The sequence below is a fragment of the Streptomyces sp. NBC_00620 genome (assembly GCF_026341825.1).
Classification (GTDB): domain Bacteria; phylum Actinomycetota; class Actinomycetes; order Streptomycetales; family Streptomycetaceae; genus Streptomyces.
The window spans coordinates 3,901,872-3,915,925 of record NZ_JAPENY010000001.1; the positions used below are offsets into that span (position 1 = coordinate 3,901,872).

The 14,054-nt window shown below is 71.8% G+C and carries 8 protein-coding genes; all 8 read right to left on the reverse strand.

Going from position 1 to position 14,054, the window contains the following annotated elements; genetic code table 11:
• Window positions 1-78: 78 nt before the first annotated feature.
• The 8 genes from fxsB to OG246_RS17940 all read right to left on the reverse strand — a co-directional run bounded on the left by fxsB (window position 79) and on the right by OG246_RS17940 (window position 13,971).
• Window positions 79-2,313, reverse strand: coding sequence for a radical SAM/SPASM protein FxsB, inactivated metallohydrolase extension form (gene fxsB / locus OG246_RS17905; protein WP_266462983.1), 2,235 nt, complete (start codon window positions 2,311-2,313; stop codon window positions 79-81).
• A 139-nt stretch (window positions 2,314-2,452) separates the two neighbouring features.
• The gene (locus OG246_RS17910) at window positions 2,453-2,635 is read right to left on the reverse strand and encodes a hypothetical protein (protein ID WP_266462986.1); all 183 of its coding nucleotides are present in this window, start codon (window positions 2,633-2,635) and stop codon (window positions 2,453-2,455) included.
• 470 nt (window positions 2,636-3,105) lie between these two features.
• Window positions 3,106-4,551 (reverse strand): GAF domain-containing protein, encoded by a 1,446-nt coding sequence (locus OG246_RS17915; protein WP_266462989.1) that lies wholly within the window; start codon window positions 4,549-4,551, stop codon window positions 3,106-3,108.
• A gap of 145 nt (window positions 4,552-4,696) precedes the next feature.
• Window positions 4,697-5,734 carry a rod shape-determining protein gene (locus tag OG246_RS17920; protein WP_266462992.1) on the reverse strand — a complete coding sequence of 346 codons (1,038 nt, stop codon included), beginning with the start codon at window positions 5,732-5,734 and terminating at the stop codon, window positions 4,697-4,699.
• A 141-nt stretch (window positions 5,735-5,875) separates the two neighbouring features.
• Window positions 5,876-10,783 (reverse strand): SAV_2336 N-terminal domain-related protein, encoded by a 4,908-nt coding sequence (locus OG246_RS17925; RefSeq protein WP_266462995.1) that lies wholly within the window; start codon window positions 10,781-10,783, stop codon window positions 5,876-5,878.
• Complete coding sequence (locus OG246_RS17930; RefSeq protein WP_266462999.1) at window positions 10,773-11,786, reverse strand: MoxR family ATPase; 1,014 nt, start codon at window positions 11,784-11,786, stop codon at window positions 10,773-10,775. The genes OG246_RS17925 and OG246_RS17930 overlap by 11 nt, the downstream gene beginning before the upstream one ends.
• A 47-nt stretch (window positions 11,787-11,833) precedes the next feature.
• A complete protein-coding gene (locus OG246_RS17935) occupies window positions 11,834-13,624 on the reverse strand; it encodes a trypsin-like peptidase domain-containing protein (protein WP_266463002.1) in 1,791 nt (596 codons plus the stop codon).
• The gene (locus tag OG246_RS17940; RefSeq protein ID WP_266463004.1) at window positions 13,621-13,971 is read right to left on the reverse strand and encodes a CU044_2847 family protein; all 351 of its coding nucleotides are present in this window, start codon (window positions 13,969-13,971) and stop codon (window positions 13,621-13,623) included. The genes OG246_RS17935 and OG246_RS17940 overlap by 4 nt, the downstream gene beginning before the upstream one ends.
• Window positions 13,972-14,054 lie beyond the last annotated feature (83 nt).

Below are 14,054 nucleotides of genomic sequence, written 5' to 3' on the forward strand. Positions count from 1 at the left end.
GAAGAGTGACGTCCTTCCCGGCCAAAGCGCCGGACCGTCAACTCCCTGGACGGGGTGAAGAGTTCATGGGCGGCCTCCTCAGGCGAGCTCGTGCGCCTTCGCCCGTTCCTCCCACTCCGCCCACAGCTGCTCGACCAGAGCGGCTCCGCTCTCGGTGAGGTCCCGTTCGGGCAGCGCGGACAGTTCGGTGAGCGTGCTGCGGGCCCGCTCCAGGGCGTCCGCCCGTGATCGCGCCTCCGGGCGTTCTCCGGGCGGCGGGCTGCAGGCCGCCGTGCCGATCGCCTCACAGGCCGCTTCGAGCAGCCGCCCCGCCCCGCTGCCCGCAAGGGCCAGGTCCGTCGTCTCCCGAAGGCCGGTGAACCTGGCCAGGTGCCCGAGCCTCGGCAGGTGCAGCAGGAACTCCTCCGGCTCCAGGTCGACGGCCACGCCCAGCGCGCCGGGACCGTGCTCGCCGAGCCGGAGACCCGAACCGGCCTCCAACGGGGTCACGGTCGTGAGGGTGAGCGCGTTGACGTCACTCCGCCAGCCGGGCATCCGCTCGTCCATCAGCTCCTGCGCCCGCACGACCCGCTTGCGGAACACGCGGCGCTCGCCGGCGTCCAGGGGAGGAGCGACGGGGACGGGGTAGCAGTCGCGGTAGGGATCGGTGTCGTCGATCACCAGCGTGGGGCCCATGGGTGTCAGAGGCCGCCAGTCCGGGGGGTTGTTCTCCTCGTCCGGCCGCACGGACAGGGTGTCCTGCCCGCCGGTGCCGTGGTGCACACGGAAACCGTCCGTCGTCACCTCCACCTCGATCCGGCCGGACCCTGGCAGCGTCAGGGTGCCCAGTGTCGGAAGGTGCAGCTCCGTGTCCCGCTGCTGCCACGACAGGGTCAGGGCGGAACCTGCCCGTACGGCCGCGGCGACGACCAGGGATGCGAGGTGGGCGGTGTCGGCGGGGCCGCCCCAGGCGCGGCGCAGCGCCGTGCGTACGTACGGATGCGTCAGGACCGTGTTGAGATGCGGGGCGCAGTCCGTGTCCCCGTCCAGCACCAGGAGGGCCGCCCACACCTCGCCCCAGTCGTCGTCCTGGTCCGTGCCGCGGTCGTTCAGAGTTGCCAGCAGCTCGCGGGTCAACTCCTGCTGTGCGTAACGGAGTTCTTCGCCGTCGTGCACGGTGGGGGACAGCGCCCGATCGGTGATCCGCTCGGCGACACCCTCGATGAAGCCGCGCAGGTCCGCGCAGAACACGGACGGGTTGTCGAAGCCGCTGCCGGTGCGGTAGCGGTGTGCGTAGAGCCCGCCGCCGCAGGAGTCCAGGACCGGGCACTTCCGGCAGGTCTCGCTGACGCCCTGGATGCCCAACTGCCGGTCGCGCACACCGGGATGCTGGGCGAACTCCTCGAAGGTGTGGTGGAAGACGTCGTATCCGGTGGCGGGAGCTCCCGCGTAGGCGGTCTTGAGCGAGTCGGCCTGCTCGAAGGCGCCGTCGGTCTCCACCACCGCGAGATCGGAGGGGGCCAGGCCCATCGCCTCCGTCAGACTCGGACCGCCGCGCAGCGTGCTCAACACGGAGTCGAAGGTTCTTACCGGCACCCGGCGCCCCTGCTCCTCCCAGCGATCGAAGATCTTGAGGAGCCAGTCGGCGTACGGGGTCTTCGATTCCGTGGACCCGAGGAGGTTGGACGGCCAGGCGGGCGGGGGGTTGTCCCAAGTGGAATGCGGAAGCAGATAATCAATACGGGGCGGATCCAGCGCGGTGAGCGCATCGTGCACCGTGACCGGATCATTCGTCACGTCCACGGTGCACAGCAGTCCGACATAGTGGTGCCGGAATTCGGGAGTCCGCAGAAGGTCGATCCCGCGCAGCACCCGGTCGTAACTGCTGCGGCCCCGGCGGTCCAGCCGGTGACGGTCATTGGCGACCTGGTCTCCGTCGAGGGAGACGCTGACCTTCAGATCGAATTCGTCGAAGATCTCCAAATGCTGTCTTCGTAGCAGCATGCCATTGGTGTGCATGCGGAGATCCAGAGTGGTGATCGGGGCGAGAGCGCGGGTGAGTTCCTCACAGATATGGCGCAGGCGGGCCGGACCTACGAGGAGGGGCTCACCGCCGTGCAGAATTACTGAGAAGGAATCGATTCTCTGGGCTTCCGCATAGCCCGAAAGGCGCTTCGCGACCTGCGCGACCGTTTCTTCGGAGATCACGGCCGGCCGTGTTTTCCAGCTCTGGTCCGCATGTTCGTACATGTAGCAGTGATCGCACGCCAGATTGCACCGGCTGTGGATCTTCAGGACCAGTTCCTGGATGTTGGTCGCGTCACTATAGGGCACTTGGCACAGCGAAGGGGGCGGCGGGGGGCGCTGTCAAGTCAACGTTGTGCCAAAGGAGTTGGCGCCGGGCGTACGCCCCTGGGGTTCCCGGCGCGCCGGGGCGCGGGAACCCCAGGTCATGAAGCCTGGTGCTGCCTTTTCACAGCCCCGCGTTGAAATGCGGGTTCTTGGAGTGCGCTCCGGCGATGTCGGTGAGCCGTCCGGTCGAACGCGCGACGGCGGTGGTGCGGGTGTTGACGGCCGACAGTGGTGTGGGCCGCTTGTGCGTCGCCCGGGAGTCGGCCGAGTCGCGCTGGATCGTCGTCATGCCCCTGGTGTTCATGGCTGTCTCTTGCTCCGTTTTCTGACTAAAGGCTCAGCCGGGTCGGGCTCGCCGCAAGTGGGGACTTCCAACGGTTGAGACCTGAGACAGTCTGAGACCTGAGAAGGGCTGGTGAGCGGGACCTTACCGTAAGAAACACGCCACGGCTCGGCAGTCTGTGGAGCTCTCCACGCATGCTCAAGTATGGGGGTGACCAGCGAGAGCAGCCATTCCTGGTCCGACGTCCATATACGGGGCGGAATCTCTACCTCCGGTTTCTCTTGGAGCTGATTACGAGACGCGGGTCCGTCGGAGTGAGTGACTCGTTCCGGTCATATTCACTCGGTATGTGCGGCCGGGTGATACGGCTGGGAAGCGGGAAAAGGAGAGAGACGTCAGTTCGGCAGGTGCAGGGGGAGCATTGCGGTGACGACCGACCGACCGACCGGCCGACCGGCCGGACGGGGCCGGGCGGTGTGCCGTCGCAGGATTCACAGCGGTGACTGCCAGGTGACTGTCGTACCGGGGCCCTCCCCGTCCTCCCTGGCACCGTCGTCGTACACGGTCAGGCGCAGGCCGGGGCGACCGTCCCGGAGGGTCGCCGTCGCGTCGACCGTGACCTCGATACGGGACACCCCGGGGCGGCGTGACGCGGCAGCCAGTTTGCGGCGCAGGGCGGCGAGGAGGTGACCGGCGACGGGCTCCGTGACGCGGTTCTCCACGGGGCCGGTGAAGTGGACGGACGGCTGGAAGCCGAGGACGGCCGCCGCGCCCGCCGTCTCGCGCAGGACCTTGCCGCGGAAGGTGGTGGGGGCGTCGGCCGGCGGCTGCTGGAGCGCGAAGATCGCGGTGCGCACCTCCTGGATGGTCGACTGCAACTCGTCGACGGCGCGGCCGAGAGTGTCGTCCACGTCGTCGCCTTCACCACCGGTGCCGCGACGCTGGGTGGACTCCAACATCATTCCGGTGGCGAACAGGCGCTGGACGACCAGGTCGTGCAGGTCGCGGGCGATGCGGTCGCGGTCCTCGTAGACCGCAAGCCGCTCCCTGCTGTGCTGGGCGTCGGCGAGGACCAGTGCCAGCGCGGCCTGCGAGGCGAACTGCGTGGCGAGCAGCCGCTCCACCGAGGTGTACGGCCGGTCGCCGCGCCGGCGGGGCAGGGCGAGCGTGCCGATGAGGCGGCCGTCCGCCTGGAGGGGGAGCATCATGCTGGGCCCGAACCGGCTTCGTACCGGCGTGGTCATCCGCGGGTCGGTCGCCGAGTCCTCGATGAACACCGGTTCACCGCCGAGGAGTTGCTCGAGGACGGGACTGCCCGGCTCGATGGTCGTGCCGACGATGTCCCCGGGGTCGTCGAGGGTGGAGGCGGTCACGATCTCCATGCCGCCCTCCGGAGTGGCCTGGAGGATGACGCCCGCCGCGGCGTCGGCGAGGACCCGGGCCCGCTCGGCGACGGTCATCAGCGCGTCGGCGGCGGCCTCACCGGTGAGCAGCGCCGTCGTCACGGCCGCCGCGCCCTCGATCCAGCGCTCACGCTGCCGGGCCGTCTCGTACAGCCGGGCGTTGCCGATCGCGATGCCGGCCTGGGTGGCCAGCAGCTTCAGCAGCTGCTCGTCCTCGTCGGTGAACGGGCCGCCCTCCTTGTCGGAGAGATGGAGGGTCCCGAACTCCTGGTCGTCGACGAGGATGGGGACGCCGAGGGAGTCGTCCGCCGAGTCGTCCTCCGCTGCGGTCCCGCCGTCGGACGGGCCCGCCGTACAGATCTCCACGAGTCCGTCGAGCCCCGGGTCGGCCACGCCCAGCGCCGCGTACCGGGCGCCCGTCAGCTCGGCGGCACCGTCCACGATGTGCTGGAGCGTGACCCGCAGTTCGAGGTCGGTGCCGACACTGAGGACGGCTTCCAGGAGGGGCGGGAGGCGGGGGACGGGATCGGTCATAGGGGGTCCCTCCGGCGCCGGGGACGGGAACGGCTCGTACGGGTCGCTCTGACGCCGGGGACGGGAGTGGTCGTACCGGGTCCCTCCGGCGCCGGGGGCGAGATCGGTCGTACCCCCCCACCGACGCCGGGACCGCCGGGGCGCGTCAGTCCGCCAGCGGGTCGAGCACCAGGGGCTCGATCTTGCCTTCCAGCATGTAGCCGAGACCCTGGACCGCGCACACGTCGGGCCGTTCCGCGATGTGCACCGGCATGCCCGTCGCCTGTCGCAGCATCTGATCGAGCCCGGGGAGCAGGGCGCTGCCGCCGACCATCATGATCCCGCGGTCGGCGAGGTCGGCCACCAGATCGGGCGGGCAGGAGCGCAATACCTTGCCGATACCGTCGAGTACGGCGGTCAGCGGGGTCTGGATGGCATCGCGTACGGCGGCGGTGTCGACCTGCACGGAACGCGCGAGGCCGGTTGCCACGTCCCGTCCGTGGATCTCCGTCGACGCCGGGCCGTGCGGGGTGAGCCCGTTGCCGGAGAGGGCGAGCTGCAGGGGCCGTACGGCCTGACTCGGCAGCATCAGCTCGTGCTGGTGGCGCAGATGCTGCACGATCGCGTGGTCGACGGCCTCGCCGCCCACCGGGATGCGCTCGGCGGTGACGATCGAGCCAAGCGACAGCACGGCGAGCTGGGTCGCGGCCGCCCCGCACACCATGATCATGGTGGCCTCCGGCCGCTCCACGGGCAGCCCGCATCCGACGGCGGCGGCGATCAGTGTGTCGACCAGCTCGACCCGCCGCGCACCCAGTCCGACCAGCGTCTCGATCGCCGCGCGCTGGGCGAGGGGGTCCGCGTCGTGCGGCGTACAGGCGGCCGCCCGCAGCCGCGGCTTGCGGCGCAGGGTGCGGCGGACCTTGTCACCGAGCAGCTGCCGCAGCATCCGCTGCGCCATGTCGATGTCGACGACCGTGCCGCCGGACACCGGCCGTACCACCCGGATGTAGTCGGGCGTACGTCCCGTCATCTTCTCCGCGAACTCGCCGACCGCGATCAGCGCGCCGGTATTCGTGTTGATCGCCGCGACACTCGGCTGGTCGACGACCAGCCCCGCGCCCTTCACATACACACGGGTCCTCGCCGCGCCCAGATCGACGGCGAAGTGGCAGCGGCGCAACTGCTCCAGACTGTCGGTCATGGCAGATCCTCCCGAGAGCGCAGACGGTGGGGCTCCGCCGGGCGGCGGTCCTCTCTCGCATCGTGCGGTCGCTGACGGGGTGTCGCCTTTTGTGGGGGGCCGGGTGGGGTGCCGCTGGACGGGTGGTCTTCGGCGGGCGCCCTATCCGGTGCGGATCGCTTCGAGGATCGGCGCCAGGGAAGTGACGGTGTGTTCGCAACCCGCGCGGGTCAGGTGCCTCTCGATCCCCTCGCTGTGGGCGTAGCCGATGAAGGGGAGGCCGATCGAGTGCGCGGCGGTCAGCTCGGCGACGGAGGAACCGATGAATACGGCGTCCGAGGGGGAGGTGCTGAACTGGTTCAGGGCGCGGTGGAGGCAATCGGGGTTCGGCATCAGCAGGGTGAGGTCGTTGGATCGTGCGTGGACTGGCACGGAGAGTTTGCGCTTCCTCAGATACGCCATGACGGCGCCCAGTGAGTTGTCCGTGACCAGGCTTGCTCCCCGGATGGGGGTGGCGCTGAGCACGCCGACCAAGACGTCGGCGTGAGCGGTGGGCCGCGCTGAGTGGACGGCTCCCAACTCGATCCGGTCGAGTTCCTGGCGCAGGTCGGCTGCCAGCCGGTGGTCCGCGAGCGCGCGCAACAGGTCCAGTGGGTTGACGTTTCCCTCCAGGAGTGACCGGGCGGTGCCCAGCGGCGAGCCGCTCAGCGCCTCGTCCGGATGACGCAGCTCCACCAGGAGGGCGGCGAGACGCCGGGCGGCCTGCTGCTCCTCCGCGTGTCCGGGGTACAGCCGGGCCAAGGGGCCGTCGAAGCCCAGGAGCACGCACTCGGCGCCGTCCAGGGCCGCGGCCAGCGACCGCTGCCGTGCCTCGGCCCTGCGCTTGACCGGGTTGCGTGCCGGGTCCGCGGGCGGGGCCTGCGGCGGCGGGGCGCCCTCGCGCAGCCGTACCGCGCACACCACCGACAGCCCCGGCACCGGCCATCTGCGCAGCGCCTCGCGCACGGCCAGCTGGGCGGCGCCCCCGCGCCCCAGCGGGTAGCGGCGGGTGATCCGGCCCGCCTCCTTGACCAGGTGGTCGAGGAGCTGCCCGGACACGTCGGTGGTTTCGCTGCGGACGAAGGCCACGGCGTCGTCGACGTGCCAGGACAGTTCCACCGACGCGGTGAAGGAGCTGCCGCCCGAGCTGCGCAGCAGCAGCTCGTGACTGGCGTGATGGGTGCTGAGGTCGACCTCGTAGTAGGTGATGAGGGGCCATGAAGTGCGCTTGCCATGAGGCTGGTTGGGGTTCAGGAGGGTCAGCGGGAGGTTGTTGGGCTGGGTGTGCACGATGGCCGCGCGGCCGGGTTCGGGGACGCGGATCGTCCTCAGGTTGCGCGTCGTGAAGGGGCCCCGCACCAGATCGCGGTCGTCCTGATCGGGTTCCGGGGCGATTTCGGGTAGTTCCAGGGAGCAGTGCCAGGCCAGCGGCTGGCCGGTGGTCGACGACTCCTCGTACACCGCGCCGAAGAGGGCGGGGTCGACGCCGGTGGTGTCGCCGCTCATGAGGTCTTCGTAGAGAACGGGGGAGACGGCGATCTCGATGGCCGGGAGGTCCGGGTCGGCCGGGAGGTCCGTCGGCGCGGGCTGGGCGGTGTGCCAGAACGTAAGCCGGACTCTCGGCAGGTCCGTCAACTCCAGGAGGATGCCGGGTAGTTCACGCAGCGCGGTCTTCAGCACGGTCAGTACGGACGTCTCGGGCGGGGTGAGTACGAGGTAGCCGCCGTCGACGGTGTTCATGTCGTACTGGCCCGAGGCCAGGCCGCTCAGTGAGAGCAGCCAGGTCAGGGGGTGGGCGAGCGTGCGGTGGGCCCCCGGCCGGTCGTCCGCGTCGACGCACTCCATGACGATGACGGGCCGGCCGTCCTCGGGCAGGGCGTGCAGTTCGTGGTAGAGCTCGCGCCAGATCGGCCCCAGCTCGCCGGACTGCCGCCGCTCGTGCTCGTCGTACGCCTCGATGGCCTCGGCGATACGGCCCTGGCCCTTGAGCACGAGGATGCGCAGCCGTCGGAAGTCCTCGCGCTGGGGGTGGGAGTGGAGGAGTACGCCGAGGTCGATGGCCGCCCGTTCGAAGTCACCCAGTTCCAGGTCGAGTTCGGCCCGGGTGGCGCAGAGGGTGAGGCGGAGGGCGCGCAGCCGGCCGCGGGCCGTTTCGGCGGCGGGGCCGGGGACGCCGTCGACAGGGTCCCCGATCCACAGGCTGATGGCCTGCTGGACGAACTCGCGGGCCCCCGCCAGGTTCCCGTTGCCCCGCATCGACTTCGCTGCGGTGACGAGGTCTTCGCCGTGGCTGACGTCGACGGTGCCGGGGTTGGCGTGCAGGGCATAGCCCTCGGCGGTCGTGGCCAGGACTCCGGGGCCCAGGGCCTTGCGCAGACCGGCGGCGTACGTGGCCAGGAGACGTTCGGCGCGCTGTGGGGGCCGGGGCCCCCACAGCCCCTGGATCAGTACGTCCTGCGTCACCGGCCTGCCGCGCTGGAGGAGCAGCATGCAGAGCAGGGCCTGTTCCCTGGGGGCGAAGGCGGGGAGGGTGCGGCCGCCCTGCCGGATCAGCACGCGGCCGAGCAGTTGGTAGCGGTACCGGGTCGCCTCGGCGGCCTCGATGACCTGGGAGAAGGAGGGGGTGAGGAAGAGGTCCCTGCCCCGGCGCTGAGCTTCCACCTGCGAGGAGGTGAGAGGGGTGAGGGCGTTGTCGAAGAACGTGCGGAACTCGCCGGGGATTCCGCCGAGTTCGGGGGCGACCACCCCACGGGCCAGCTCCCGGAGCAGGTGACCGAAGTTGTCGAGGTCGGTCGTTTCGCTGCGCCAGGCCGTCCTCCCCAGCGCGAAGCCGGTGATCTTCACGGTGTCGTCCGGGCGGACGATCAGGCCGTTCGGCGTGAGGCTGCCGTGTGCGACGCCCTGTTCGTGCAGCGCTTTGAAGGCTCCCGCGATCTGTTGTGCGAGGGGCGCGAGCAGGGCGATGGGCAGCCCGAAGCCCCCCTCTGCCGTCAGCTCCGCCAGGGTGAGCCCCTCCACGAACTCCGTGACGAGATAGGGGATGTCGCCCTCGATGCCGTAGTCGTACACCGCTATGACGTTGGGGTGGTCGACGGCGGCGAGGGCCCGCGCGTCCTGCAGGAACTGCGCGTGCGGCAGTGGATCGAGTGCGGAGTTCGGGGCCACGTCATACGAGACGCTCGCCTGTAGCCCTGGAGCGAGTGCGGAGTACGCGATCACCACCACGGTCCTGTCGGCCTGCGTGTCCTCGGCCAGCATCACCCGCTTGGCCCGCCCCAGCCGCCGTACGATCCGGTACCGGCCGAGCACCAGCCCGCCGGGCGGGGGCGGCGACACCCCGCCCAGCCGCCGCACACTCTCCTCCCGCACCGTCGCGAACGGCTCGCCCCCAGCGGAGGCATCCCCCTGTCCGGGAACCAGCACCGGGAACTCCCCGGCGGCCATCCCGGCCCGTGCGTCGATCAACGCGCCTATCCGGGACAGGAGTTCGGAGGTGCGGCTGTGGGCGGTGCGCGGCAGGGTGTGCAGCAGGAGTTCTCGTACGCCGGGACGGAAGGCGTACGAGCCGGGTGCGCCCGGGGTGCTGCTGAGGACTCCGCTGAGGATCACCTCGGCGAGATGGCGCGGCTGCGGGTTCTTCTCGATGGCGGCCTGGACGAGGCGCATCACCGGCAACTCCGGGCGCCCGACGGCCAGATGACCGGCGAGCCGGAAGGCCTCGGGGGAGGCGATGGAGCGGAAGCGGAGGACGAGTTCCTCGGGGGAGAGCTGTTCGACGTCGCTCCGGCCCTGTTCGTCCACCGGGGCCGGCGGCGGAGCGAGGTCCAACAGGGCGATGGAGCCGGGGAGATGGGGGGAGCCCGCGACCAGGGACGACCAGTTCGCCAGCCAGGGAGCCGACGGCTCCAGGACCGGGAGGGGGAGCGCGTCGGAGTCGGTGACGTAGGAGTCCACGGCGTACGTGGAGTTGGGGGCCGCCGGCCAGGGCGAGGTGATCCGCGCGGTGGTGGCCGGCAGGGCCGTGGTGCGCCACAGGCGTTCCGGCAGCGGCTGGAGCACCGCCACCGGCATATGGGCCGCCCAGCGCCGCAGCGTGCGGTACCAGCGGGTGCCCGCCGGGCCGCTCCGCCACTGCGGGCCCATGCAGTCGCTGACCAGCAGGGTGACGGTGCGCCCGGTGGCGTACGACTCCTGCGAGCCGGGGCGCACCACCGTGCCGTCGGCGGTCAGCCGGTGCAGCTCCACCGTGCGGAAGACGCCCGACTGGGCGAGGGCGGTGTGCAGTTCGCGGACGAGCGGGCGCCAGACCGGCATGGTCGGCCCGGAGTCGTACACCAGGTGCAGGGTGAGCCAGCGTTCGGTGGTGGGGCGCAGCACGGGCACCCACCAGCGGGGCGCTGCGCCGAGCCGGGCGATGCGGTGCGCGGTCGCCTCCTCGTCGAGCTCCTGCCCGACGGGCGCGTCCACCCGGCGCTTGAGCGGACGCAGGGTGCGCTGGATGGCGAGGGGGTGCGGCAGCATCGGGGGAGCGGGGGCGAGGAGGGTGGTGTGCGGGCCGGGACGGGGCTCGTCCGCAGCGGCTCCGTTCTCGTCGTTCCCGTCGGCGGTCGCGGGCCCGGGCAGCAGCAGGGGGACGCGGTCGTCGGGGCGGTGGGGTTCGGCGGGCGGGTTCGCCGGGGGTATGTCCGGCGGTGTGCCCGGGTGCGCGGGTCCCCCCGCCGGTGGCCGGGGTACGGCGGCGGGGCGCTCGCCGGGCCGGGGCGCGGCGGGAGTCGCCTCGCGCGGGGCCGCGATGTGGCCCGCGAGCCACAGCAACTCCGCCAGCTCGACGGAGGCCGGTGGCGCCTCGCCCGACGCCCGCCCCAGCAACTCGGCGAGTTCGGCGGGTCCTTGGCGGCCCGGGTCCGGATGCCCCGAGGGCCGCAGAGGCTCCGTCGGCTCGACGGAGGTCGGCTGCTTCCCGCCCGCTGCCCGACCCGGCGACGCGGCGGGTCCTTCGCGGCCCCGGTCAGGAGGCCCCTCAGAACTCATCGTCGTCCCGGGTCCGGCTCAGATACGGCATCAGCTGCTCCGCCAGGTCGTCCCGCGACGCCGCGTCGAGCCCCGCCGCTCCCGTCAGGTAGATGGCGTTGAGGAGCTGGTCGGTGGCGAGTTCGCCGCCGGTGCCCCGGGAGAGGAAGCGGGTGATCAGCTCGCGGGCGTAGCCGTCCGGCTCGCCGAGGTGGGCGCGGACGATGCTTTCGAGGTGGGCGTCGCGCGGCTGGTGGAGTTCGAGGCGGACGCAGCGCCGCAGGAAGGCGGGCGGGAACTCGCGCTCGCCGTTGCTGGTCAGCACGACGAAGGGGAAGGCGCGGCAGCGGACCCGGCCGCGGGAGACGGTGGCACGGTCGTCCGTACCGGCGATCATCACCTCGGCCGCCGGGGTGTGGCGGGCGGACCGGACCAGCTCGGGGATCTCGTACTCGCCCTCCTCCAGGATGTTCAGCAGGTCGTTGGGCAGGTCGAGGTCGCTCTTGTCGATCTCGTCGATGAGCAGGGCGCGGGGGCGGCGGTAGGGGAGAAGCGAGGTGCCCAGCGGGCCCAGGCGCAGATGGTCCTGGAGCTCGCTGTCCGCGGGGAGTTCGCGCGCGGCGGCGCGACCGGCGTCGTAGAGGCGGGAGAGCGGGTCGTACTGGTAGAGCCCGTCGTGCAGGATGGTCCGGCTGGTGATGTTCCAGCGGAGCACCGGGCCGAGCTTCAACTCCCTTGCCACCGCGTACGCGAGCGAGGACTTCCCGCTGCCCGGCGGGCCCGTCACCAGGAGCGGGCGGCGCAAGTACAGGGCTGCGTTGACGAGTTGGACCGCACGGTCGGTGGCGCGGTAGGTGCGGGCGCGGTGTCTGCGGTCCGGGGAGGTGGCCGAGGTGTCGCCGTCCGCGGCGGGTGTGTCCAGCTCGGGGCCGCCGTCGAAGTCGCGCCAGGGCGGCGGCGCGGGAAGCTTGGCGATGCCGTCGTGGGGCTCGCTCCCACCCGTGTAGACGGGCCACAGGGTCATGCTCTCTCCTCGCTGCGTTGCCGGTCCCTACGCCTGGCAGGCGGTGTTCAGCCGACCGGCGAGTGCAGATAGCCGACGGGGTCGGGCAGACATCTGGGGTCTTCCCAGAGCAGGGCAAGGTCGTACGCCCAGTGCGGTTCCGGCGCGTCGGAGGCGTACGCCGTCTCGCGCAACTCGTGGATGTAGGTGGGGAGTTCGGACGGCGGCAGGTCCGCCAGGTGTTCTGCCAGGCGGTCCAGGAACGCGGCGCCCGAGCAGTCCTCGTGCACCCCGCCGCGCTGCTCGCCGCGGCAGCCGGTGCGCGGCCACAGCATCACCGGCACCGCCGCATTCAGGCTCGCCTGGAACAGCCGCCGGGTGCCGTCCGCGCGCGGTGGCGAGGCGAAACCCACCATGTCGGCGCCGCGCCGCAGCCCGATCGTCAGCCGGACCGGGTCCTGTCCCACGGCCCCGCAGCCGATGCGGTGCAGCCGTGCCCCGGGCTGCGCATCGAGGCGCTGCCACTTCTTCAGCAGCATGTGCTGCAGGCCGCCGCTGCGCCGCCGCTCCAGGTCCATCACGACGAGCGGCGCGAAGGAGCCGAGCGGACTGTCGTCGTCGGCGCTGCGCTTCCAGTGCGCCACATCCGTGTTGAGCCAGCGCCGCGGCAGTACGAAGGCGATCAACTCCCGGGCGTCGGGCTCCAGTTCGTGGTAGGCCTCGTCGATGCGTTCCAGGACGTAGGCGCGGACGCGCTCGGCGGGCAGGGGGCGTGAGCCGACAACCCGGCGGTGCCGGCCGTTGTACGCGGACACCTCGACCAGGAACTGGTGGTCGCCCGAACCGCTGGGCGCGATCTCCACGAGGATGGGAGACCAGGGCCTCGCCGCGGAGGCGGGGCGGCCGGCGGGAGCGGGTACCGGCGCGGCGCGGTGGTCGCCGGGAGCGTGTACCGGCGGAGCGCCGCCTCGGCCGTGCGGGCCCCGCGGCCAAGTCCGCAGCGCGCCCCTCGTAGGCGCGTCCTCGGTGAAGTCGGCGAGCCGCGCGGCGAACCGGGCGACGGCTCCGGTGTCGGGGACCTCGGAGAGCAAATACCAGGCCGCGTCCCACAACGACGCGAACCCGCGTGACGGAACCGGCGGCCCGAACGGGCCCACTGCGTCCCGGTAGAGCCGCTCGGGACCGCACTCGGGCACCTCCGACGCCCTGTACCCCGCCACCAGTTCCCGCAGCCGCTCCTTCTCCGGCCGCCCGTACTCCGGAGTCGGGATCAGTTCGCCGAGCCGGGGCCAGTAGCGGGCCATGATGTGCGCGGGCAGCATCCGGCCGTTGCGGATCCCGGGGTCGCGGGCGGCGGCGGAGACCATGCCGACGACCCGGCCGGTGTCCGCGAGGGTGAGCGCCGCGCCGCTGAAGCCGGGTACGAGAGGCTGTCCGTGCGCGGCCCACGCCTCCAGCTGGACCCACTCGCCGGCGATCAACTGGTCGGCGGTGGCCCGGTATTCGGCGATCGTCCCCTCGTCGTACCGCTTGGGGAACCCGTAGGCGAGGAGCCTGCGCGGCGGATCGCCGTACGCGTCGGAGGGCGCCGCGAACTCCGCGGGCTTCATCGGCACATCGCGGTCCAGCTCGAGTACGGCGACATCGCCGGGGTCGGCCTCCCGGCCGTCCCAGCCGCCGTGTGCGACCACCCGCGCGGGGATCGCGGCCTCGCCCGGCGCGAAGGAGACGCCCACCGGGTCCGTACCGCTGCGGCCGACCACGTGTGCGCAGGTCAGGACGTGCCGCTCGGTGACCAGGAAGCCGGCGCCGGTCTCACGGCCGCAGGTGATCCGCGCGTGCCAGGAGGCGCTGGTCATGAGGGCGGGGCTGTCTCCTGGGAGCCGTCGGACGGCCCGGGAGACCAGGAGAGTTTGACCAGCAGGTGGCCCTCGACCGCGCTCTTGGCGATCAGGGCGCCCGCCTCCGCCGTGAGCTTGACCCCGAACTCGATCTCGACCGAGTCGGGGCGCAGGCTGCCGTCGCGGAACACCCGCAGCGCGGACTCGGCCGCGGCCCGCACGCCCTCCAGGGAGCCCTCGAAAGTGCGCGCGGCCTGGACGGTCCCGTCGTTGCGGGACACCAGCCGGGAGCCGGACTCGTCCTCGATGCCCTCGACGAGGACCAGCGCCCCGTCGTCGGTCTTGAACTCCACGCGTCCGTCCATGCGTCACGTCCCCGTTGTGTGTGACTCCGCCGCGTCGTGCCTGTGACTCCGCTGCATGGTGCCTGTGACTCTGCCGCACCTTC

Bases quoted from the DNA above. Each gene is read 5' to 3' on its own strand.
- OG246_RS17910 (WP_266462986.1), bottom strand. From the start codon at position 2,635: ATGAACACCAGGGGCATGACGACGATCCAGCGCGACTCGGCCGACTCC.
- OG246_RS17915 (WP_266462989.1), bottom strand. From the start codon at position 4,551: ATGACCGATCCCGTCCCCCGCCTCCCGCCCCTCCTGGAAGCCGTCCTC.
- OG246_RS17920 (WP_266462992.1), bottom strand. From the start codon at position 5,734: ATGACCGACAGTCTGGAGCAGTTGCGCCGCTGCCACTTCGCCGTCGAT.
- OG246_RS17925 (WP_266462995.1), bottom strand. From the start codon at position 10,783: ATGAGTTCTGAGGGGCCTCCTGACCGGGGCCGCGAAGGACCCGCCGCG.
- OG246_RS17930 (WP_266462999.1), bottom strand. From the start codon at position 11,786: ATGACCCTGTGGCCCGTCTACACGGGTGGGAGCGAGCCCCACGACGGC.
- OG246_RS17935 (WP_266463002.1), bottom strand. From the start codon at position 13,624: ATGACCAGCGCCTCCTGGCACGCGCGGATCACCTGCGGCCGTGAGACC.
- OG246_RS17940 (WP_266463004.1), bottom strand. From the start codon at position 13,971: ATGGACGGACGCGTGGAGTTCAAGACCGACGACGGGGCGCTGGTCCTC.